General features: G+C 73.1%; 17 protein-coding genes. 9 read left to right on the top strand and 8 right to left on the bottom strand.

The window, feature by feature from the left end; all coding sequences use genetic code 11:
• Nucleotides 1-26 precede the first annotated feature (26 nt).
• From ACWDD7_RS30400 to ACWDD7_RS30390, 3 genes are all read right to left on the bottom strand, one after another.
• Nucleotides 27-1,244, bottom strand: coding sequence for an MAB_1171c family putative transporter (locus ACWDD7_RS30400; protein WP_450459765.1), 1,218 nt, complete (start codon nucleotides 1,242-1,244; stop codon nucleotides 27-29).
• Nucleotides 1,241-1,846 carry a toxin-antitoxin system, toxin component family protein gene (locus tag ACWDD7_RS30395; protein WP_351874709.1) on the bottom strand — a complete coding sequence of 202 codons (606 nt, stop codon included), beginning with the start codon at nucleotides 1,844-1,846 and terminating at the stop codon, nucleotides 1,241-1,243. Before ACWDD7_RS30395 ends, ACWDD7_RS30400 begins: the two co-directional genes overlap by 4 nt.
• 81 nt (nucleotides 1,847-1,927) lie before the next feature.
• A complete protein-coding gene (locus ACWDD7_RS30390) occupies nucleotides 1,928-4,873 on the bottom strand; it encodes a glycoside hydrolase family 35 protein (protein ID WP_450459764.1) in 2,946 nt (981 codons plus the stop codon).
• 74 nt (nucleotides 4,874-4,947) lie between these two features.
• Between ACWDD7_RS30390 and ACWDD7_RS30385 the strand changes: the two genes are divergently transcribed.
• Nucleotides 4,948-5,406, top strand: a complete 459-nt coding sequence (locus ACWDD7_RS30385) for an RrF2 family transcriptional regulator (RefSeq protein ID WP_450459763.1) — start codon at nucleotides 4,948-4,950, stop codon at nucleotides 5,404-5,406.
• 56 nt (nucleotides 5,407-5,462) lie between these two features.
• Here the strand turns inward: ACWDD7_RS30385 and ACWDD7_RS30380 are convergent, their stop codons facing one another.
• On the bottom strand, nucleotides 5,463-7,976 hold the full coding sequence (locus ACWDD7_RS30380) for an SdrD B-like domain-containing protein (protein ID WP_450459762.1): 2,514 nt from the start codon (nucleotides 7,974-7,976) through the stop codon (nucleotides 5,463-5,465).
• 157 nt (nucleotides 7,977-8,133) lie between these two features.
• Between ACWDD7_RS30380 and ACWDD7_RS30375 the strand changes: the two genes are divergently transcribed.
• Nucleotides 8,134-8,907: a hypothetical protein gene (locus tag ACWDD7_RS30375; protein ID WP_450459795.1), complete on the top strand. Its 774-nt coding sequence runs from the start codon at nucleotides 8,134-8,136 to the stop codon at nucleotides 8,905-8,907.
• A 7-nt stretch (nucleotides 8,908-8,914) separates the two neighbouring features.
• On the opposite strand, the gene ACWDD7_RS30370 is transcribed toward ACWDD7_RS30375, so the two are convergent.
• Nucleotides 8,915-10,252, bottom strand: coding sequence for a right-handed parallel beta-helix repeat-containing protein (locus ACWDD7_RS30370; protein WP_450459761.1), 1,338 nt, complete (start codon nucleotides 10,250-10,252; stop codon nucleotides 8,915-8,917).
• A gap of 88 nt (nucleotides 10,253-10,340) precedes the next feature.
• Between ACWDD7_RS30370 and ACWDD7_RS30365 the strand changes: the two genes are divergently transcribed.
• The 3 genes from ACWDD7_RS30365 to ACWDD7_RS30355 all read left to right on the top strand — a co-directional run bounded on the left by ACWDD7_RS30365 (nucleotide 10,341) and on the right by ACWDD7_RS30355 (nucleotide 13,780).
• On the top strand, nucleotides 10,341-11,504 hold the full coding sequence (locus ACWDD7_RS30365; protein ID WP_450459760.1) for a Dyp-type peroxidase: 1,164 nt from the start codon (nucleotides 10,341-10,343) through the stop codon (nucleotides 11,502-11,504).
• Between the two features lie 304 nt (nucleotides 11,505-11,808).
• The gene (locus tag ACWDD7_RS30360) at nucleotides 11,809-12,501 is read left to right on the top strand and encodes an SCO2400 family protein (RefSeq protein WP_450459759.1); all 693 of its coding nucleotides are present in this window, start codon (nucleotides 11,809-11,811) and stop codon (nucleotides 12,499-12,501) included.
• Nucleotides 12,502-12,619: 118 nt separating this feature from the next.
• Nucleotides 12,620-13,780, top strand: coding sequence for a serine hydrolase domain-containing protein (locus tag ACWDD7_RS30355; RefSeq protein WP_450459758.1), 1,161 nt, complete (start codon nucleotides 12,620-12,622; stop codon nucleotides 13,778-13,780).
• Between the two features lie 28 nt (nucleotides 13,781-13,808).
• On the opposite strand, the gene ACWDD7_RS30350 is transcribed toward ACWDD7_RS30355, so the two are convergent.
• Nucleotides 13,809-14,834 (bottom strand): NADP-dependent oxidoreductase, encoded by a 1,026-nt coding sequence (locus ACWDD7_RS30350; RefSeq protein WP_450459757.1) that lies wholly within the window; start codon nucleotides 14,832-14,834, stop codon nucleotides 13,809-13,811.
• 72 nt (nucleotides 14,835-14,906) lie between these two features.
• Between ACWDD7_RS30350 and ACWDD7_RS30345 the strand changes: the two genes are divergently transcribed.
• Both ACWDD7_RS30345 and ACWDD7_RS30340 read left to right on the top strand, forming a co-directional pair.
• The gene (locus ACWDD7_RS30345) at nucleotides 14,907-15,341 is read left to right on the top strand and encodes a MarR family winged helix-turn-helix transcriptional regulator (RefSeq protein ID WP_351874734.1); all 435 of its coding nucleotides are present in this window, start codon (nucleotides 14,907-14,909) and stop codon (nucleotides 15,339-15,341) included.
• A gap of 10 nt (nucleotides 15,342-15,351) precedes the next feature.
• Entirely contained in the window at nucleotides 15,352-16,149 is a 798-nt protein-coding gene (locus ACWDD7_RS30340; RefSeq protein ID WP_450459756.1) for an EI24 domain-containing protein, read from the top strand.
• A gap of 189 nt (nucleotides 16,150-16,338) precedes the next feature.
• Here ACWDD7_RS30340 and ACWDD7_RS30335 read toward each other — a convergent pair whose 3' ends face one another.
• A complete protein-coding gene (locus tag ACWDD7_RS30335) occupies nucleotides 16,339-17,316 on the bottom strand; it encodes an aldose epimerase family protein (RefSeq protein ID WP_450459755.1) in 978 nt (325 codons plus the stop codon).
• A 46-nt stretch (nucleotides 17,317-17,362) separates the two neighbouring features.
• Here ACWDD7_RS30335 and ACWDD7_RS30330 point away from each other — a divergent pair, with 46 nt between their 5' ends.
• Nucleotides 17,363-17,845, top strand: a complete 483-nt coding sequence (locus tag ACWDD7_RS30330) for an SRPBCC family protein (protein WP_450459754.1) — start codon at nucleotides 17,363-17,365, stop codon at nucleotides 17,843-17,845.
• Here ACWDD7_RS30330 and ACWDD7_RS30325 read toward each other — a convergent pair.
• Nucleotides 17,820-18,704, bottom strand: a complete 885-nt coding sequence (locus tag ACWDD7_RS30325) for an SGNH/GDSL hydrolase family protein (protein WP_450459753.1) — start codon at nucleotides 18,702-18,704, stop codon at nucleotides 17,820-17,822. The two genes, ACWDD7_RS30330 and ACWDD7_RS30325, sit on opposite strands and share 26 nt — an antisense overlap.
• 257 nt (nucleotides 18,705-18,961) lie before the next feature.
• On the opposite strand from ACWDD7_RS30325, the gene ACWDD7_RS30320 reads away from it, so the two are divergent.
• Nucleotides 18,962-19,456 (top strand): DUF3145 domain-containing protein, encoded by a 495-nt coding sequence (locus tag ACWDD7_RS30320; protein WP_351874749.1) that lies wholly within the window; start codon nucleotides 18,962-18,964, stop codon nucleotides 19,454-19,456.
• Nucleotides 19,457-19,604: the final 148 nt, after the last annotated feature.

The raw sequence follows: 19,604 nt of genomic DNA, 5'->3' as shown, positions 1-19,604 counted from the left end.
GCCCGGAAGCCGGCCGCCCCCGTCACTCACTCCGGTACGCGCACGCTCGCTGTCGGCGTCGCCCCGGCCGACGCGCGCACCGTCGCGAGGTCCTTCGGACGCCGCAGCGCCGCCGAGATGGCGGAGATGTCGCGGAGGAGACCCGTGGGGTCGAGGTCCGCCGTCCTCCCCGGACCGCCGTTCTCGACCGCGTCCAGGACGCCCACCGCCGCCGCCAGCCCCCGGGCGCGCTCCACCGGATGGCCCAGGTCGATCGCGGCGGCGTACGCGCGCCGCGTCAGGTCCGCGTCCACATGACGCGCGAGCGGCAGCAGCGCGTCCCGGATGTACGTCTCGCGGCGGGTCAGGCGCAACTCCGCCGGCGCCCGGAGGGAGAACCGCGGCCCCGGTCCGCTCGCCGAGCGCAGCAGGCGGTACAGCGGGCCCAGCCGGTGATGGGCCAGCCCGATCCGGTAGCGGTCGTGCAGGGCCTGGCCCGCGTGCGGGAGGATGAAGCCCGCTGCCAGCAGGATCGCCGACAGCGAGGCCACCGGCGGCGCCAGGTCCGTGCTGAGCCAGTCGGACTCCCCGCCGACCCACCGCGCCACGACCGCCGTCACCTTGGACGCGTCGTACAGCAGGCTCAGCGCGTACCCCGCGCCCAGCAGCCGGAGCCCCCACCGCAGCCACGCGTCCAGCCCCCGGTCCCGCGTCCAGTCCCAGATCAGCCGGGAACTCAGCGCGCACGCCACCGTGTGGGCCAGCAGGTAGAGGAGGATCTCCTCACGCATGAAGGGCGTACGGGCGTAGTACGTGTCCAGGTCCCGCACCCGCTCCACCGGCACGTCGGCGAGCGCGAACAGCACCCACAGCGCGACGACCACCGCCGCGTACCCCGAGACGATCCACCACGTCGCCCGCCGGGTGACCGCGGACCGCTCGGGCAGACCGTTGCGCCAGGTGACGATGAACAGCAGCCCCGCCCCGCAGTTCGCGGTGATCAGCGAATAGCACCAGGGCGCGGCGAAGTTGGGCACCCCGGTGAGCGCGTTCACCCGGTGGATCATCGACGGCATGCAGAACACGAACACCGTGCAGGCGAACAGGAGCACCCCGCCGACCGCGCGCAGCAGGGGGTCCCGCCACAGCCGGATGATCGTGGGCAGCTTCAGCAGCAGTGCGGCGGTCAGCAGTGCCGTAGGGACCCAGAAGGAGATGTACAACCGGCTGAGCGGCACCGACGGGTCCAGCGCCAGCGTGCTCACCGCGCCGCTCCGCCCCGCCCGCGGTAGCCGAGCGCACGCTGCAACGGGTCGGGCGGCGTGTCCCCGGACCCGCCGATCCTGGCCCGGAACAGGGTGGCGAGGCGGTGGCCGAAGTCGTCCGCCTCGGCCTCGTCCGCCTCGCGGGACCCGTTGCGCGCGGCCACGGTGAGCGCCCGGTCCGGCCAGCCGGGCGTGTCGGCGAAGGCCCGCGCCGCCGCGTCACCGGCGAGGTGATGGTGCCGGTGCCCGGCATGCAGATGCCACAACTCATGGCCGAGAATGACCAGTTGCTGCACATCCTCGGCCCGGTCCTCCACGATGACCAGGTCGAAGTCGGCGAACTCGACCCACAGCCCGGTCACTTCGATCTCGTCCGGGAAGCGCTCGAACCGCAGCTCCAGCGGCCGGCCGCCGCGCAGCGCGCTCATCTCCTCGCACAGCGCCCGGCACAACCCCCGCACGTCACCCGGGGCTTCGGGCCGGGACCGGACCGCGGCCGTCAGCTCGTTCGCCAGGGCGCGCATGGCCGTGCCGGAGCCGCCGGGGCGCCGCAGCCGTGCGGTCAGCCGTGCCGCCCGCGCCCGCGCGCCCGAGATGCCCATCCGTTCCCCTTCTCGCCGCCGAAGCCCTACCGAGCGTACGCGCCGGGATATGCCCGCGTCACCCGGTCCCGGAGGGGTGGTTCAAGACACAACCACCCCTCCGGCCGCCCTCCCCAGCAACGTCAGCCGGACCTCCCCCGGACCCGACAACGTCGTGAACTCCGACAGCACCGCGAGCGCCAGCGTGTTCTCGCCCCGCGTCCGCAGCACCCCGTTCGGCAGCACGAACGTGTGCTGCGGGCCCACGTTGTTGATGTACTGGCCCATGTTCCAGCCGTTGAGGAAGATCTGCGCCCGGTACGCCCGGTACGGGTCGTCGTCGAGCGTCAGCCCGACCGACGCGTCCACGTCCCCGGGCACGGCGAGCCGGAAGGTCGTCCGGTACCAGGTCACCCCCTGATACCGCTCGGAACGCGGGAAGCCCACGGACTCCCAGTCGCCGTCCCCGAACCCCGGCAGATGCCAGCCCGCCCGCTCCCCGTGCAGCCCGCCGTTGTTCAGCGGCCCCCGCACCGGGTCGGTCCGGCCCTCGCCCTGGATGCGCCAACGCACCGTCGGGGAAGCGCCCTTGAAGACCGCCGCCGTCAGCCCGCGCGCCGCCTTGTGGGTGTCGTTCGCCTTGCCGTCCTGGTCGTGCTGCATCCGCCGTACGAGGACGGACAGCACATGCCGTCCGGGCGAGCGCAGCGCCTCGCGCACGGGGAACGCGGCCGTGTCCGTCCAGGTCCCCTTGCGGATCGTGGCGGAGTCCGGCACCGGCATCCGGTGCGTGCCCAGCGGCTCCCCGTCCAGCCACGCCATCAACAGCCCCTGCGTACCGGTGCTGTAGCCGAGCGCGACCTCCGAGATGTCGGACGAGTCCTCGAACGTTCCTCTGTACCAGACATCGCCGTAGTGGAACCCGTAGTCGTCGGCGAACAGCACCGGCTGCCCCTTCGGGACGGCCGTCGTGCTGAACGACGTCCTCCTGTCCGCGGCCCGCCACCCCGAGTCGTCGTAACCCGGCCCCGCCTCCGGGTTCTCCCGGCGCATCCGCCAGCCGCCCAGCTCCGGCAGCCGCACCTCAGGCACTGCGGGCAGCATCCCCGTGGTCATCAGGCTGCCGGACATCGTCACCCGGGTGGGCACCCTGCGCCCGTTCCAGACCAGGCCGGCGATGCCGCGCGGCCCCCACACCTCGATGCTCGTCGTGTCGGTGACGTCACCGGTCAAGTGGACCTCGGAACCGCGCAGTTCGACGTGGCGCAGCAGCTGCGGGCCGTACACCAGCAGGGTCCCGGACGGGGTGTCGTACGGGAAGAGCCGTACGGAGGTGGCGTCGTCGGCGAAGAGGAGCAGCAGCGGGGTGTCGGTGTCGCCCTTCTCCACCAGCACCCGGATCAGACCGCTCTGCCCGAGAGGGGCGTTGACGTGCAGGCCCGAGTCGTCCACGCCCCAGGCCGCCTCCGGGTCGAGCCGCATGACGTCCGGGTCGGTGTCGCACGTGAGCACCAGCTCGGCCATCTCGCCCTTGCGGCCGGTGAACACGGCGACGTCCTGCCGCCCGGCCGTCAGGCACATGGTCGGCTGCACGGTGGCGTACTTCAGCGTCCGCCTGCCCAGCGACAGACCCGTGGTCAGCAGCTTGGCGTCCTTGCCCGGCACCGTGATCCTCACGTCGCCCTCGGCGGTGGGCAGATCGGAGGTCACCGGGTCGGCGCCGTCGTTGCGCGCGACGTACACGTGCGCGCCGGTGTCCGGGTTCTTCAGGTGGTAGACCTTCAGCCCCTTCGCCGTCACGTCCGCCGCGCGGTCCAGCTTGGCGAAGTCCGGCACGCGTTGGAGCAGGTGCCCGAGCTGGTGCATCGGCGCGATCTTCGCGGTGACGTTGCGCGCCTCGTCGATCGCGGCGCCGTAGTCGTACGACGTGTAGACGACCGGCGCGGGCAGCCAGCCCCACGAGGTCCCGCCGAAGGTCATGTAGACGTTGTGCAGGGTGAGGCCGTTGGCGAGGTTGGTCAGGTAGAAGCGGCGCTCGTAGGCGGCGTCGCGGGTGCGCCGGGCCTCGGCGTACCCCTTGCCGTCGTAGAAGGAGCCGCCCCACGGGTCGAACCAGCCGCCGCCGAACTCGGGCACGAACCCGGGCGTGGCGGGCGAGGCGCTCGCCCCGCCCTTGGCCCCGCCGGGCCCGAAGGTGCCCCAGTCGGCGGGGGTCTGGGCCGGCGAGGGATAGCCGTCGAAGCCGTACAGCCAACCGCCGCGCTCGCCACCGGTGTCGAAGGAGCCGGGCGTCCAGTACCCGTTGCGGCTCTTGTCGTTGTGGAACAGCGGTACGTCGATGCCGTCGGCGCGCACCTTCTTGTACAGGTGGGACATGTAGGCGCGGCTGCCGGCCGAGTCCACCCGGGCGTCGAACTCGTTCTCGATCTGGTAGAGCAGCACGGTGCCCTTGCCCTGCGTGAACAGGTGCTCGCGGGCGATGCGGTCGACGTGCGTCAGCCACTCGTCCACGTGCGCCAGATAGGCCGGGTCGGCGGACCGGGCCCGGCCCTTCGTCGCCGTCAGCCAGCCGGGGAAGCCGCCGCCGTCGATCTCGGCGTTGATGTACGGGCCGGGGCGCAGGATGACGTACAGCCCGGTCTCGGCGGCCGTGCGCAGGAACAGGTCCAGGTCGCGGACGCCGGAGAAGTCGTACGTGCCCGGTGCGGGCGAGTGGTAGTTCCAGGCGACGTAGACGCTGACCGCGTTGTAGCCGTGCGCGCGCATCTTCTGGAGCACGTCCCGCCACAGCGACGGGCTCGGCAGCCGGAAGGGGTGCAGTTCGCCGGACCAGACGACCAGCCGTCTGCCGTCCACCAGCAGGGAGTAGCGGTCGTACCCGATGGTGTGGTGCTCGCCGTCCGCGCGCGGCGGCGCGGGTGTCGGGCCGGTCGGCACGCTGCGGGCCGCGTACGCCGAGGGGGCCCCGGTCCCGCCGCTGCCACCGAGGGCGAGACCGAGCGCGGCCGAGCCGGCCAGGGCACTGAAGGTACGTCTGCTGAGCGCCAAGGTGGATCCTCCCGGCGGTCTTACGGGGCGCGGGTGCGGCCATTCTCCACGCGAGGACGTCCCACAATGGATTCATGAGGATCTCGGCACGGGCGGACTACGCGGTACGGGCGGTACTGGAGCTGGCCGTACGGCAGGGTAACGGGCCGGTGAAAGCAGAGGAAATCGCGGCCGCGCAAGGGATCCCGCACAAGTTCCTGGAGGGGATCCTCGGCGATCTGCGACGCGCCGGGATCGTGGACAGCCGGCGTGGCGGGGGCGGCGGTTACCGGCTCGCCCGCGAGAGTACGACGATCACCGTGGCCGATGTCATACGGGGCGTGGACGGCCCGATCGTCTCGGTCCGGGGGGAACGCCCCACGGCCCTGTCGTACACCGGCACGGCCGAGCCCCTGCTGCCGCTCTGGATCGCGCTGCGGGCCAACGTCCGCCGCGTCCTGGAGGGGGTCACGGTCGCGGACCTGGCGACGGGCACCCTGCCGGGGCCGGTGCGGGCCCTGGCCGCGGAACCGGCGGCCTGGGAGAACCCCTAGAGACCACGGACGGGCCGGTGCGTCGCACCGGCCCGTCGTTCGCGCGGGGTCGAGCGTCAGCGCCGCCTGGCGAGACGCCTACGGCTCACGAGGACGATCGCCGAGCCCGCGCCGAGCAGCAGGGCCACGAGGGACAGGATTCTCCCCACGTCGGCCATGCCGGTGCTGGCGAGGGGGCCGCCGCCGCCCTGGTTCGAGCCACCCGGGGCCGGGCCGGGCGTCCCGGCGGTCGGCGACGCCGAGGGAGCGGACGTCGGGGAGGCGGACGTGGACGCCGACGGAGTGGGCGTCGGCGAGGCCGCCTTGGGGATGTAGACACCGGCGTCGATGGTGTGGTCGACCCCTCCCGGCTTCGCCGGTGCCGTGACCGGCGCCGAGCCCTTGCACAGCCGCCCGGACGTCGGCGGGGTCACGTTGGAGTCGTGTGCCCGGTCCGTGCCGGCCCGCGGCAGGGTGAACCGCAGGTCGGTGGCCGCGGGCTTCCCCGGCACCTCGCCGGTGTCCGCGGTGCACACGTCGAACTCCACGGTGTACTTGGCGCCCGGCGTCAGCTGGTAGGCCGCGCCGACGCCGCCGAAGTAGTACTCGCCGTGGGCGTCGGTCCTGGTCGTGGCGACCTGTTTGCCGTCGGCGTCCAGCAGGTTGACGGTCGCGCCCGGCAGCAGCACCTGCCCGGCGTCCTGGATGCCGTTGTGGTCGCCGTCGTACCAGACCACGTTGCCGATCTGGATCGGCGCGTTCGCCGCGGCGTACGCGATGTCGCCGAGGCCGCCGGCCTTGCCGAACCCGTTCTGGTTCGGGCCGATGAACTGGTAGGCGTTGGCGGACGGGTTGTTGCCGGGGCCGGCGCCGGTGGTGATGTCGTAGTAGCCGGTCCCGTCGGTGATGATGTTGGCGGTCGGGTCCATCTGCGTGCTGACGACCCACTGCTGCTGCGGGATGTAGGCGACGGAACCCAGGGAGGACTCCTGGTGGGGTCCGGGCTGGGTCGGTGCGGCGGAGTTCGGGAAGAAGTCGCCCGGGAAGTACTCCACGACGCCGTCGGCCTCGGCGCCGTCGACGGCGGCACCGGTCGCGTGGTTCGGGCAGTCCCCGGTGCCTTCCCACGCGTAGCCGCCGGTGGGCGTGGCGCAGGCCATGGTGATGTCGCCGCCGGACATGCCGTTCTCCGGCTCGTCGTGCGACGGCCGCGGGTCCAGCCCGCCCCAGCTGACCACGTCCATGAACCGGTCGCGGAAGCCGAGGATCATCGAGCCGTCACGGGCGAAGGCCATGCTGGCCAGCTCCGGCTGCGGGTCGATCATCGTGCCGTTCACCTTGAGGCTGTCCCAGGTCTCCAGGCTGGTGTTCCACGGGTTCCAGAAGTGGGCCTGCGGGAAGGCGGCGTCGCCGCTGAGCACGTTCCCGCGCTCGGCGGTCAGCGGGTGGGTCAGCACGGGGGTGAACCGCTTGCCGTCGTAGGCGTAGACGACGGCCTTCAGGTCCTCGCGCTTCTGTGTGCTTTCCGCACTGCACACACCGCCGACGTACAGGGCGTTGTCGTGCGTGGTCAGCCCGAGGGGCCGCCAGTCGGTGGCCGCCGCGCAGCCCGGGTCGGGGATCGGCACGGTCGCCTTCGGCGCCGAGGCGGACGTCCCGGTCGCGTCGAAGCTCACCAGCGCGCGCGTGCGCAGGTTCACCGCGTACAGCGTCGAGCCGTCCTCGGACAGGGCCAGCCCGCCGATGCTCTCCTTTCCGGGCGCGTCGGTGAACCCGGCGTCCTTGATCAGCCGGGCGGTGTCGTGCGGCGTGACCGAGGCGCCCGGCACCTTGGCGAACAGCTTCGGGGCGCCCTTGCCGTCGGCCGGCACGGCGTAGATCGCGTCGCCGCCGTCCGGGCCGTACGCGGTGTACCGGCGCGCGAACTCCGCCTGGAAGAGCCGCTTGCGGTCCTTGTCGTAGGCGAGCCCGAACGTCGTGCCCACCTGGGCCTGGGTGTCGAGCACGTCCGGGCAGGCCGCCTTGTCGGGGCAGGTGCCGCGGGCGTTCGTCCCGAAGGCCACCAGCGAGCGGGTGTCCGTGCCGCTGCCGCCGTTCTGGATCGGTACGAAGTACCGCGAGTCCGGCAGTGCGTAGTCGGCCGGGTTCCAGACGCCGGTGATCACCGAGGCGTCCTTGCCGTCCGAGACGTCCACGAACGTGGTGAAGCTGTCGAAGTGGTTCGCCGCCGTCGAGGCCGGCGCCGCCCGCAGATAGCCGCTGTACGGCGCCGGGACGGTGACGTCGACGCGGTAGCGGCCGCCGGTCAGCTCCTTCGACGGCGCGACCACGACCTTTCCGGTGGCGTCGGTGACGCCGGTGAGGTGATGTCCCGCGGGGTCGGTCACGCTGACCTTCATCCCCCGCTGCGGCACGTCCATGGTCGTGTTGATCACACCGGTGCCGAAGAAGTCCCGCAGTGTCTCGACGGTCAGTGTGCCGTCGGAGGTCGAGGCGCCAGCCTGCTCGGCGCTCGTCACGATCGTACCTGTGGCGCCGCCCGTCAGTAACAGACAGGACAGCCCCACCCGCACCAGCCTACGTAATGGCATCGCATTCCTTTGCGTCGTCTACGTCGTCGCCCGACTCGGCAATTCGGCAGCAAACCCCCGCGGGAACGGTACAAGTTGACGGCGCGTCATATACGTGAAACCGGAAAAATCGAGGACACATCGGAAGGGCCTGTTAGCGTTGCGCCGCGTGCGGACCATGAAGAGCGGGTCAGGGCGCGCGGCAGGCGGGCGCCGCCGATCACCGGGGTTGCGCTGGGCGGCGGTCGCGCTCGCCCTCGCGGCGGTCGCGGCGGCCGCGTTCGTCCTCGTCGGGAACAGCGGTGGCCGGACCGGTCGGCGCGCCGTGACGCCGGACGAGGCGAACCGGCTGGCGATCACGCGGTTCCGCAACTACCAGGCGGGCGGCCGCGCGGTGACGATCACCGTGCCGAGCGCTGCGGGCGGTCTGGTGGTCACCGGCTCCGTCGACTACCGCGCCGGGATCGGGTACGGGGTGGTGCGCGGCACCGGCCGGGACGCGTCCGGCGACGGGCTGATCCAGTGGACGGCCGGCGCCGTGCTCGTCCACCCCCTGGCGGACGTCCCGGCGGCGGCGCCGCCCGCGCCGCCCGCGTCCGGCTGGTACCGCCGCCCGCTCCAGGCGTCCGGCAGCTCCCTGGACAGTTCCCTGGCCATCGCGCTGAGCCTCGGCAGCGACCGGCCGGACAACGCCGAACTGCTGCCGCAGAACGGCGCCGCCCGGATCGGGCGGGACACGGTGGACGGCCATCCGGTGGACGTCATGACCGGGCCGGACGCCCGTGCCAGGGCCGGTACGTCGAGCACCGTGCGCTACTGGATCGGCTCGGACGGCACCATGTACCGGGTGCGGGCCGCCGTGGCCTCCGAGCGCCAACCACTCGTCATCGACTTCGACACCCGGAAATACGTGCCCGTGCGGCCCGCGCCCGGCATCACACCGGCGCGTTAGCCGCCGCTCACGAGGTCCGCACCCGTGCGCCGGCGGCGAGCAGGGACGGCGGCGGCAGGGGGATGCCCGCGGTGTCCGGCAGCTCCGGAACGGCCGGCACCACGGTGGCGCCGGTGGTCGTGGCGTCCGGGAACTGCGGCTGGGGTCCGGGCGCGGCCACGTCGGTGAACGGGATGCCCCGGGGTGCCGGGGGCCGCGCCCAGGTGCCGGACGGGCTGGGCGAACCGGTGTCCTGCGGGCAGGACGCGGCCACCGTGAGCCGTGCGGGCACGGTCCTGCGCAGCGTGTTGCCGTGCAGGCAGTTGCCCCGGCCATGGGTGGCGGTGGGGAACGTCCAGCCGATGTCGACGCCGTTGGCGGTGAAGTCGTTGTCCGTGATCCGGTTGCCGTCGGACGGCACGTCGGCGGTCGCGGTGATCACGAACCCGGCGTCGGCGTTGCCGGTGATCCGGTTGCGCAGGAACCGGTTGGCGCTGCCGCCGTCGACGCCGACGCCGATGCCCCAGCCCCCGTCGGCCTGTTCGGGGGTCTTCGGCTGCTGGTTGTCCGCGATCAGGTTGCCGGCGATGACCGCGCCGCGCTGCGGGAGCAGTTTCTCCTGGTGGTCGGAGTCGGTGGTCAGGCCGACGCGGTTGCCGACGAGGCGGTTGCCGACCACGTACATGTCGCCGCTGGCGTTGGTGCCTTCGTAGCCGACCGCGTTGAGTTCGGCGATGTTGTCCCGCACCACGACGCGGCACGGTTTGCACTGTCCGACATAGATCCCCGAGTCGGCGCCGCCCGAGGCGTAGGAGTGCTCGATGACACCGTTCTGCGCGGAGAACGCGTAGATGCCGTACAGGCCGTTGCGCGTCGCGGTCACGTACGAGACCAGGAACGACTTCAGGAAGGTGACGGGTTCGTCGCCGGTGTCGTAGCCGCCGCTGTGCCCCGGCAGTCCGGCGACCGCCGCTGCCGAGCCGGTCACCAATACCCCGTTCTGCGTGTTGTTCTCGACGGTCAGGTTCTCCACGGCCACCCCGGGCGCCGCGACGACGACACCGTTCGGCTGCCGCAGCCGCCCGTCGATGACGACCTTGTCCCGGGAGGCGCCGCGCAGGGTGACGCGCGGCGTGCGGATCCTCACCGACTCGTGGTACACGCCCGGCGCCACCAGCACCAGGTCACCGGGCCGGGCCAGGGACACCGCCGCCGAGATCGTCGGGGCGTCGGCGGGCACGCGGATCGTCACGTGCGCGCCGTCCGGCCGGCGGCCCTTGTCCTGTCCGCCGCCACCGCCGCAGCCGGCCACCAGGGTCAGCGTGCCGAGCACCGCCGCCATCACGCGAAGAGCTAATCGAGGCATGGCCCCAGAATGGCATGATCGGCGAATTCCGCACGGTATTCGAGAAGTTGGGCGGCATGCGCGGTTCGGTTGTGGCACTCTGCACCCCATGCGCCGAGTCGATCACCGCCCGTCACGCCGCGCGTTCCTGGATGTCACCGGCGCCCTGGCGGCCGCCGGGCTGACCGCCGGGTGCACCCCGGACCCCGCCCGGCCCCGCCCTTCCGCGACGGCGGCACCCGCGACGGCGATCCCCGCGGCCGTCCCGGCGACGGGCCGGCACCAGGCGGGCGTCACGGTTCCCCGGCCGGCCCAGCACAACCTGCTGGCCGTGGTGGCCGACCTCGCGGCCGGAGCGGCCGTCGGCCCGCTGCTGGCCGAACTCGGCGACACGATCCGGGCCCTGACCGCGGGGACCGACCGCCGGCTGCTGGGCCTTGTGCCGGGGGACCTCACCGTGACCGTCGGCGTGGGCCCGCGACTGGTGCGCGCGGCCGGCGCCTCGCTGCCCGGCGCGGCCGACCTCCCGCGGTTCTCCCGCGAACGGATCGCCCCCCGGGCACGCGGCGGCGACCTGCTGCTGCAGATCTGCGCGAGCGACGCGCTGCTCGTCCCGGTCGCCGCCGCCGCGCTCCTGGACCAGGCCGGGGACCGCGTCCGCGAACGCTGGCGGCAGTCGGCGCGCCGCGGTGCGGACGTGCCCGTGGGCGAGGGTCTCGCCGCGCCCCGGAACCTGCTCGGCTTCATCGACGGCATCGTGGGCCCGCACACGGCCGCCGAACAGCGGCGCGACCTGTGGCTGTCCGGGCCGCCGGAGGTCGCCGACGGCACCCTCGCCGTCGTACGGCGCATGGAGCTGGACCTGCCGCGGTTCGCCGCGCTGTCCGTGGCCGAACAGGAGGCGGTCTTCGGGCGGCGCCGGGCCAGTGGCGTGCCCCTCTCCGGCGGCACCGCCGCATCCGGCCCGGAACTCGGCGCGAAGACGCCCGACGGGCGCTACCTCGTCCCTGCGGACGCCCATGTGCGCCGGGCGCACGCCACCGTGGTGGGGGTCGGCCTCATGCTCCGCCGCTCCTACAGCATCGACGAGCCCGCCCCCGGCCTGCTCTTCATCAGCTTCCAGAACGACCTGCGGACCTTCACCGCCACCCTCACCCGCATGGACACCTCCGACGCGCTGCTGCCCTTCACCACGACGACCGCCAGCGCGTCGTTCCTGGTCCTCCCGGGCTTCGACCGCCGACACCCGCTCGGCTCCCGGCTGTTCGGCTGAGTCCGGTGCGGCGTTCGCAGGGCGGCTTACCGGTGCCGGACCGCGTGGGCAGGGAGTACCGGGCATCGAGGGTTCGGCAGGCGATCCGGCCAAGGCGGACGTGCAGGCGTACTCGCCCGTGCCGGGCCAGTGCGCGTCGTGGCCTGCCGCCCGCGACCCGTACGACGGCGAGTGCGAGCGGCGCGAGACGCGTGTGCATGGCTTCCCGCACCGGCGTCTTTCGAGAACATTTGCGGTCTCGCACCAAACCTTCACAGCGGTGCCTAGGAACGTGACGCGCGTCGACCCTAGTCTTCCGGGCGTCATGGACTACTGCCTCCCGTGCCGACGGCACCTCAACGGCGCCCTGGTCTGCCCGGGGTGCGGAACACCGGCCGACCGAATACCCGGTTCGGCACGCGTGGAGCCGGAACACGCGCAGCCGGAGCCCGGGTCGGGCCCGGCGGGCGAGGACCCGCGGGGGGAGCCCGCGAGGGGCCGCGCGGACCGGCGCAGCCGCAGGGCCGCCGCCCACCGCCGCCGTCGCCGCCGCATCGTCCTCCTCGCCGCCGGCTTCGTGCTGGCGGCGGGCGGGCTCGGCTTCGCCGAACTGGGCACGGACGCGCCGCTGCCGTTCACCGGTGGCGATACGGCCACGTCCACCGACACCTCGGCCGGCGGTGGCACCTCCGCCCCGCCGGGTGGTACGACCGCGCCCGCGCGGGCCGGCGGCGCGTCCGCGACCCCCGGCGCCCCGGCGCCCGCCGGCACCGCATCCCCCTCGGACGGGGCGTCCGCCTCCGCCTCCGCCTCCGCCTCCGCCTCCGCCTCGCCCTCCGCCTCCTCCGCCCCGCCGTCCGCGACGACCGGCGGCGGCGCGCCCGTCACACCCCCCACCGCCCCGCCCGCGACGCCGCCGACCGCCGCACCCCCCAGCACCGCCCCGGCGACCTCGGCACCACCCCCGGCACCGTCCCCGACCCACACCTGCGACCGCTTCCTGTGGTGGTGCACCTGATCAGGGCCGCCGAAGACGTGCGCCTCTCCCATGCCATCGGCCATCCGGGGCATCGATGACACCGAAGGGCCGCCGCGGCGGTTGAGTCGTTACAGGGACAGGTTCTGAAGGAGAACGGATGACGCAGAACATCGCCGTGCACGGCACCGTCGCCGACGGATTCGAGGCGGTGCGAGAGGAGTTCGCCGCGTTAGTCGCGGCCGAACGGGACGACTACGAGGGCCAGTTGTGCGCTTATGTGCACGGGCGCCGTGTCGTGGACCTGTGGGCGGGCGAGGACGTGGCGGGCGATGCGCTGTACGGCGTGTTCTCGGCCACGAAGGGCGCGGCCCATCTGGTCACGGCGCTGCTGGTGCAGGACGGCACGCTGGAACTGCACCGCAAAGTCACCTACTACTGGCCCGAGTTCGGCGCCGAGGGCAAGGGCGAACTGACCCTGCGGGACCTGCTGGCGCACCGGGCCGGACTGGTCGGCACGGACGCCGGTTTCACGCGCGCGGAGCTGGCGGACGACCGGGTGGTCGCCGAACACCTTGCCGACCAGCGGCCGTTCTGGCGCCCCGGAGCGGCGTTCGGCTACCACGCCCTGGTCATCGGCGCGTTGACGGGCGAGGTGGTGCGGCGGGCGACGGGCCGTACGATCCAGGACCTGTACGAGGACCGGGTCCGCGCCCCGTACGGCCTGGACTTCCATCTGGGCCTCCCGGCCTGCGCGGCGCCCCGCTTCCGGTCCGTCCAGCCGCTCGACCCCACGCCCGAGCAGCGGGCGCTCATCGCCGCGCTGCCGACCGGGCCGCACACCCTCGCGGCGATCGCCTTCAACCGGCACGCGGCCGAACCGACCGACCTGGAGCGGCTGTACGAGGACCCGCTGATCCGCGCCAGGGGCCCCGCCTCCATCGGCGGGATCGCCTCGGCGCGGGGGCTCGCGCGGATGTACGCGGCGATGATCGGCGAGGTCGACGGCAAGGCGCCGCTGCTGAAGCCGGACACGGTCGCGGAGTTCGGCCGGGTCCACTCCGTCGGCTACGACCTGGTGACCCGCGACCACAGGTCCTTCGCCCTCGGCTTCCAGGCCACCGCGGACCTCTGGCACCCCTTCCTGGGCGCCGGCTCCCTCGGCCACAGCGGCGCCAACGGCACCCAGGCCTTCGCCGACCCCCGCGCCGGTCTGGCCTACGGGTACACGCGGCGCCGCTTCGGTCACCCCGCCGGGGCGGCTCCGGAGAACAACGGGCTGGCGCGGGCGGTGCACCGGGCGGCGCTGGCCGCCGGGTGACCCGGCGGCCGGCCCGGAACGCCGGGGGCTACGGCTTGACGACCATCTTTCCGGTGTTGTCGCCCCGCAGCAGCCCCAGGAACGCCTCAAGGGTGTTCTCGATGCCGTTCACGACGGTCTCGCGGTACTTCAGCCGCCCCGAGGACACCCACGGCCCGACCTCCTCGACGAACTGCGGCTGGAGATCGCGGTGGTCGTTCACGAGGAAGCCCTCGATGCGGCCCCGCGTCTGGATCAGCCGGGCGAGGTTGCGCGGGCCGGGCGCGGGCTCGGTGTCGTTGTAGACCGAGATCATGCCGCAGATCGCGATCCGGCCGCCCTGCCGCAGCGACCCGATCGCCGCCTCCAGGTGGTCCCCGCCGACGTTGTCGAAGTACACGTCGATCCCGTCGGGCGCGGCGTCGCGCAGCTGCTTCGCCACCGGCCCGCTCTTGTAGTTGAAGGCCGCGTCGAAGCCGTACTCCTCCACCAGCAGCCGCACCTTCTCGTCCGACCCGGCCGAGCCGATCACCCGCGAGGCCCCCTTGAGCTTCGCGATCTGCCCCACGTGGCTGCCGACGGCCCCCGCCGCGCCGGACACGAACACGATGTCGCCCTCCTTGAAGGAGGCGGTGCGCAGCAGGCCCGCGTACGCGGTCAGGCCGGTCATGCCGAGGACTCCGAGGTACGCCGACAGCGGCGCCGCGTCCGGGTCGACCTTGACGGCGTGCCGCGCGTCCATCACGGCGTACTCGCGCCAGCCGAAGAAGTGCAGCACGTGGTCGCCGGGAGAGATCCCCTCCGCGCGGGACTCGATCACCTCGCCGACCGCGCCGCCCTGCATGACCTTGCCGAGCTCGAACGGCTCGACGTACGACTTCGCGGCACTCATCCGGCCCCGCATGTACGGGTCCACCGAGAGGTACGTGTTCCGTACCAGGATCTCGCCCTCGCCCGGGGTCGGGACGGGCGTCTCCACGAGCGCGAAGTCCTCCGGCTTCGGCCAGCCGACGGGGCGGCTGAGCAGGTGCCATTCGCGGTTGGTGTGCGTCGTCATCGCGGCGGTGCCTTCCATTTACTTCAGGGTCTGAAACAATAGTTAGGCTGAATATTTCAGGTTGTCAAGTAAGACGGTAGGCTGGGGGGCATGGCACCACCGCATCCCCGCCGTCCGGACCAGCTGACCCTGGACGTCGTCGAACTGATCGCCGAGGTCGTGGCGCGCTACCACGCGGACTACGACGACGCGGCGGCCACGCACGCCCTGACCGGCGCGCAGGCCAAGCTGCTCAGCCTGCTGTCCCTCGGGCCGCTGCCCATGCGCAAGCTCGCGCAGAAGCTGAAGTGCGAGCCGTCGAACGTGACCGGGATCGTGGACCGCCTGGAGGCCCGGGGCCTCGCCGAGCGCCGCCCGGACCCCGCCGACCGCCGCGTCAAGATGGCCGCCGCCACGGAGGAGGGGCTGCGGGTGGCCCGCGATCTGCGCGAGGGTCTGCGCTTCGCGCGCGAGCCGCTGGCCGGGCTGTCGTCGCAGGAGCGGGGGACCCTGCGGGATCTGCTGCGGCGCATGCTCGACGCGTAGGGTTTCCGCCATGCGTGATCTAGGGGCGGGATTCGGATATGTGCTCGACGGTCAGCGGTGGGTGGCACGGCACGGGCGACAGTACGGCGTCGCGCTGCTGCCGGGCCTCATAGCCCTGGTCCTGTACGCGGCCGCGCTGGTCGCGCTCGCAGTGTGGGGCGGGGACGCGGTGAGCTGGGCGACGCCGTTCGCGGACGACTGGTCGAGCCCCTGGGGGACCCTGTTCCGGGGCTTCCTCACGGCGGTGCTGTTCGCGCTGGGGCTGCTGCTGGCGGTGCTGACCTTCACGGCGGTGACGTTGCTGATCGGCCAGCCGTTCTACGAGGGCCTCTCCGAGCGGGTCGACGCCGACGTCTCACCCGATGGCACGGCCCCCCGCTCGGACCTGCCCCTTTCGCGCGAGCTGTGGATCTCGGCCCGCGACAGCGTACGGATCCTGGTCCGGGCCGCGGTGTGGGGCGTCCTGCTCTTCGTCCTGGGCCTGCTGCCCTTTGTCGGCCAGACCGTCGTCCCCGTCCTCGGCTTCTTCGTCACGGGCTTCTTCCTCACCGAGGAACTGGCCTCGGTCGCCCTCCAGCGCCGGGGCGTCGACCTCCGCGCCCGCCTGACCCTGCTGCGCTCCCGCCGCATGCTGGTGTGGGGCTTCGGCACACCGCTGGGCCTGGCCTTCCTGGTCCCCTTCGTGGCGATCTTCCTGATGCCGGGGGCGGTGGCCGGCGCGACCCTCCTCGCCCGGGACCTGCTGGGCGAGGAGAACGCGTCCGCGGCGCCCGAGCCCGCCTCCCGGGCACACACCGTGGAGCGCTGAGCGCCTTCGGCCTCGCGCGGCGGACTCCCGGGCCGCGAGCACCGGGCGCGGGGGAGGGGCGACATGCGTCCAGGGCAGGCCCCCCGCCGACGGCAGCCGTCCGCCCCGCCGGGCGCCTCGCCCCCGGCCGCGCCGCCAGGCGGATGCGCGGCGGACTCCCGCGCCCCCGGCACCGGAGCGGCGCCCCCGTCAGCGGACCGAGAAGCCGTACACCGTCTCCGAGCGGTACACCTCGCCGGGGCGCAGCACCGTGGACGGGAAGTCGGGGTGGTTCGGGGAGTCGGGGAAGTGCTGGGTCTCCAGGGCGATGCCGTCGCAGGGGGAGAAGGGGGCGGGGAGGTGGTCGCCGGTGTAGAGCTGGAGGCCCGGTTCGGTCGTGGAGACCGTGAGGGTGCGCCCGGAGGCGGGGTCGTGCAGCTCGGCGACCTCCTCCGGAGCCTGGGTGACGCCCTTGTCCAGCGCGAAGTTGTGGTCGTAGCCCGAATCGACCTTGCGGGCGGCGCGGAAGTCGAAGCGCGAGCCGGCCACGTCCCGCAGCTCGCCCGTCGGGATCAGGTCCTCCGCGACCGGCGTCAACCGGGAAGCGGCCAGCCGCAGTTCGTGCCCGGACGCCGGACCCGACCCGGCACCGGCCAGGTTGAAGTAGCCATGGCTGGTGAGCGCGACCACCGTCGGCGCGTCCGTCGTCGCCTCGTACGCGATCCGCAGCGCGCCGGACGCGTCCAGGGTGTACGTCACCGCCACGTCGAGACGGCCCGGGAAGCCCTCCTCGCCGTGCGGGCTCACCCGGCTCAGCCGCACCCCGTGCGCGACGCCCGCCGCCTCCCACACCCGCTTGTCGAACCCCCGCGCCCCGCCGTGCAGCACATTGGGCCCCTCGTTCGGCTCCAGGGCGTACACCGCGTCGTCCAGCGGGAACCGCGCCCCGCCGAGCCGGTTGGCGTACCGGCCGATCAGCGCGCCCAGGTACGGCTCCGGATGCGCGAGATAGTCGTCGAGGGCGGCGAAGCCGAGCACCACGTCCGCCGTCCGGCCCTCCCGGTCCGGTACCTCCACCGACCGCACGATGCCGCCGTACGTCAGGATGTCCACCCGGGTCCCACCCCGCTCCAGCGTCCAGCGGTGGACCTCGGTGCCGTCGGGAAGTGTGCCGAAGAGTTCGCTCATGTCGAAACCCTAGGTGACCGGCGCGGTCGTCTGTACCGTGCGGTTCATGCGACCCGTCACCGTGTCGACCGACGTTCCGTACACACCCGCACAGGTCCACGACTTCCTCGACGTGATGGCCCACCACGAGCGTTTCACGGACCACTACCTGACCGACTGGCGCTACAGCGGCCCGAGCCGGGGCCTGGGCGCCCGCGCCACCGTCACCGCCGCCCTGGGCGGCGCGAGGACCGACGTCAGCATGGAGGTCATCAACTCCGAACCGCCCCACCGCATCGTCGAACACAACGTCAGCGCCGCCGGCCGCCGCCAGGCCCACGGCATATACACCATCGCCCCCCTCCCGGACGGCGGCAGCCGGGTCTCCTTCACCTACACCTGGCTCCGGGCGCCCCTGGCCGAACGCCTCCTGGCCCCCGTCGTCCGCGCCACGATGCGACGCGCCAACGACACGGTCATGCGGCGCCTGGCCGCCGAACTGGCCCGGCACGAGGGCGACGGCGCTACGCCGGCGGACCCGTCGCCGTGACCGTCCGGTAGGCGATGGCCGCCAGGCGCGCCTGGCCGTCCTTGCTGGGGTGGAACCAGTCCCAGTGGCTGAGCTGGTCGGTGTCGAAGCGGTAGTCGTACACCGCGTTGCCGTCGAAGCGGCAGCGGCTGTCGGCGGCGCAGACGTCCTTGAGGACCTCGTTGTAGGCGACGACCCGCTCCTCGACACGGTCGCGCCTGCGCTCGGCCGCCTCGCCGAGGTCGTCCGCGTCGCTGAGCATCGAGGGGCAGATGCCGAGCTTCCAGACCTCCTTGCCCAGCGGATTGCCCCGGCCCTGCTCCCAGAGCCGCTTCAGGTTCGGCACGCTCGCGACGTACACCTGCGTCTTCGGGGCGGCCGAGCGCAGCGTGCGCAGGGCCTCCTCGAAGTCCGCGCGGAAGCCGGCGACCGAGGTCATCGCCCGGGTGGAGGACCGGCAGGCGTCGTTCGCCCCGACCATCACCGTGACCAGCTCCGGGTCGCGACTCGCCGCGTCCGCCATCTGCTGCGACAGATCAGCCATTCGGGCGCCCGTCATCGCGTAGTTCCAGCTGTGCGCGGCCGCGCCCGACGCGCCGAGGAGCCGTACCGCCAGACTCTCCACCGTGGCGTCGCTGCCCGTCGCCCAGGACACCTCGGGGCAGTCGGACAGCACCGTGCACGCGTCGAAACCGCGGGTGATGGAGTCGCCGACCGCGGCGATCGAGGCCGGACTGCGGTTCCACACCGGCGCCTTGGCGGCGCGCGCCCCGGTGCCCCGGGCCGCGGGCGAGCCCCCGGCGTCGCACCCGGCGACGCCCAGCACGGTGGCCGCCGCCACGGCCAGGGCGGCCCGCGCCCGGTGGTTTCGCTTCCGCATCCCTGGAGTTCTCCTCGCTCGGCGTCGGGTGCTCCCCCCCCATAACAACGTGCGAGGGTTCCCGGCGCCCGGCCCGCTGGAACGAACGGGGCCCGTACAGGCGTCCCCCTGGGTGAATGGTGAAGGATTCCTGGCACCGGGACCGACGGTACGTCACACTCCTTGCCCCGCCGCACGGTAGCCTCGCCATCAGCGCGGCCGTCGTGCCACAGCCGCCAGCAAGCCAGCAAGATGTCCCGCTCTGCCCGGAGGTTCCGGTGACGACACGTGGAGTTCTGTACGTGCACTCCGCGCCGCGCGCGCTGTGCCCGCACGTCGAGTGGGCCGTCGCCGGGGTGCTCGGCACGCGCGTCAACCTCGACTGGATCCGGCAGCCCGCGGCCCCCGGCACCTGGCGCTCCGAGTTCTCCTGGCAGGGCCGGCCCGGCACCGCCTCCAAGCTCGCCTCGGCGCTGCGCGGCTGGCACCTGCTGCGCTTCGAGGTGACCGCCGAGCCCTGCGCCACCGCCGAGGGCGAGCGCTACAGCTGCACCCCCGACCTCGGCATCTTCCACGCCGTCACCGGCATCCACGGCGACATCCTCATCCCCGAGGACCGCCTGCGCGCCGCCCTGACCCGCTCCCAGCGCGAGGAGACCGATCTGGCGGCCGAGATCGCCAAGCTGCTCGGCAAGCCGTGGGACGACGAGCTGGAGCCCTTCAGGTACGCGGGCGAGGGCGCGCCGGTGCGCTGGCTCCACCAGGTGGTCTGAGGGCGACCGAGTGGTCCACGGACACGCGGAAGGGCCCCCACCGGCCGGTGGGGGCAAACGACTTCTCCAGCGCGTTCACCACCTCCGTGGCGAACTCCTTGAACGAGGGGAACTGGTCGATGATCTTCAGGGCCACCTCGGTGCCCAT

This window comes from Streptomyces sp. NPDC001056 (assembly GCF_053598955.1).
The sequence above is the reverse complement of the archived record's forward strand: the minus strand, read 5'-3'. Positions and strand labels throughout refer to the sequence as shown.

Bases quoted from the DNA above. Each gene is read 5' to 3' on its own strand.
- ACWDD7_RS30395 (WP_351874709.1), bottom strand. From the start codon at position 1,846: ATGGGCATCTCGGGCGCGCGGGCGCGGGCGGCACGGCTGACCGCACGG.
- ACWDD7_RS30385 (WP_450459763.1), top strand. From the start codon at position 4,948: ATGAGGATCTCGGCACGGGCGGACTACGCGGTACGGGCGGTACTGGAG.
- ACWDD7_RS30380 (WP_450459762.1), bottom strand. From the start codon at position 7,976: ATGCCATTACGTAGGCTGGTGCGGGTGGGGCTGTCCTGTCTGTTACTG.
- ACWDD7_RS30375 (WP_450459795.1), top strand. From the start codon at position 8,134: ATGAAGAGCGGGTCAGGGCGCGCGGCAGGCGGGCGCCGCCGATCACCG.
- ACWDD7_RS30370 (WP_450459761.1), bottom strand. From the start codon at position 10,252: ATGCCTCGATTAGCTCTTCGCGTGATGGCGGCGGTGCTCGGCACGCTG.
- ACWDD7_RS30365 (WP_450459760.1), top strand. From the start codon at position 10,341: ATGCGCCGAGTCGATCACCGCCCGTCACGCCGCGCGTTCCTGGATGTC.
- ACWDD7_RS30360 (WP_450459759.1), top strand. From the start codon at position 11,809: ATGGACTACTGCCTCCCGTGCCGACGGCACCTCAACGGCGCCCTGGTC.
- ACWDD7_RS30355 (WP_450459758.1), top strand. From the start codon at position 12,620: ATGACGCAGAACATCGCCGTGCACGGCACCGTCGCCGACGGATTCGAG.
- ACWDD7_RS30350 (WP_450459757.1), bottom strand. From the start codon at position 14,834: ATGGAAGGCACCGCCGCGATGACGACGCACACCAACCGCGAATGGCAC.
- ACWDD7_RS30345 (WP_351874734.1), top strand. From the start codon at position 14,907: ATGGCACCACCGCATCCCCGCCGTCCGGACCAGCTGACCCTGGACGTC.
- ACWDD7_RS30340 (WP_450459756.1), top strand. From the start codon at position 15,352: ATGCGTGATCTAGGGGCGGGATTCGGATATGTGCTCGACGGTCAGCGG.
- ACWDD7_RS30335 (WP_450459755.1), bottom strand. From the start codon at position 17,316: ATGAGCGAACTCTTCGGCACACTTCCCGACGGCACCGAGGTCCACCGC.
- ACWDD7_RS30330 (WP_450459754.1), top strand. From the start codon at position 17,363: ATGCGACCCGTCACCGTGTCGACCGACGTTCCGTACACACCCGCACAG.
- ACWDD7_RS30325 (WP_450459753.1), bottom strand. From the start codon at position 18,704: ATGCGGAAGCGAAACCACCGGGCGCGGGCCGCCCTGGCCGTGGCGGCG.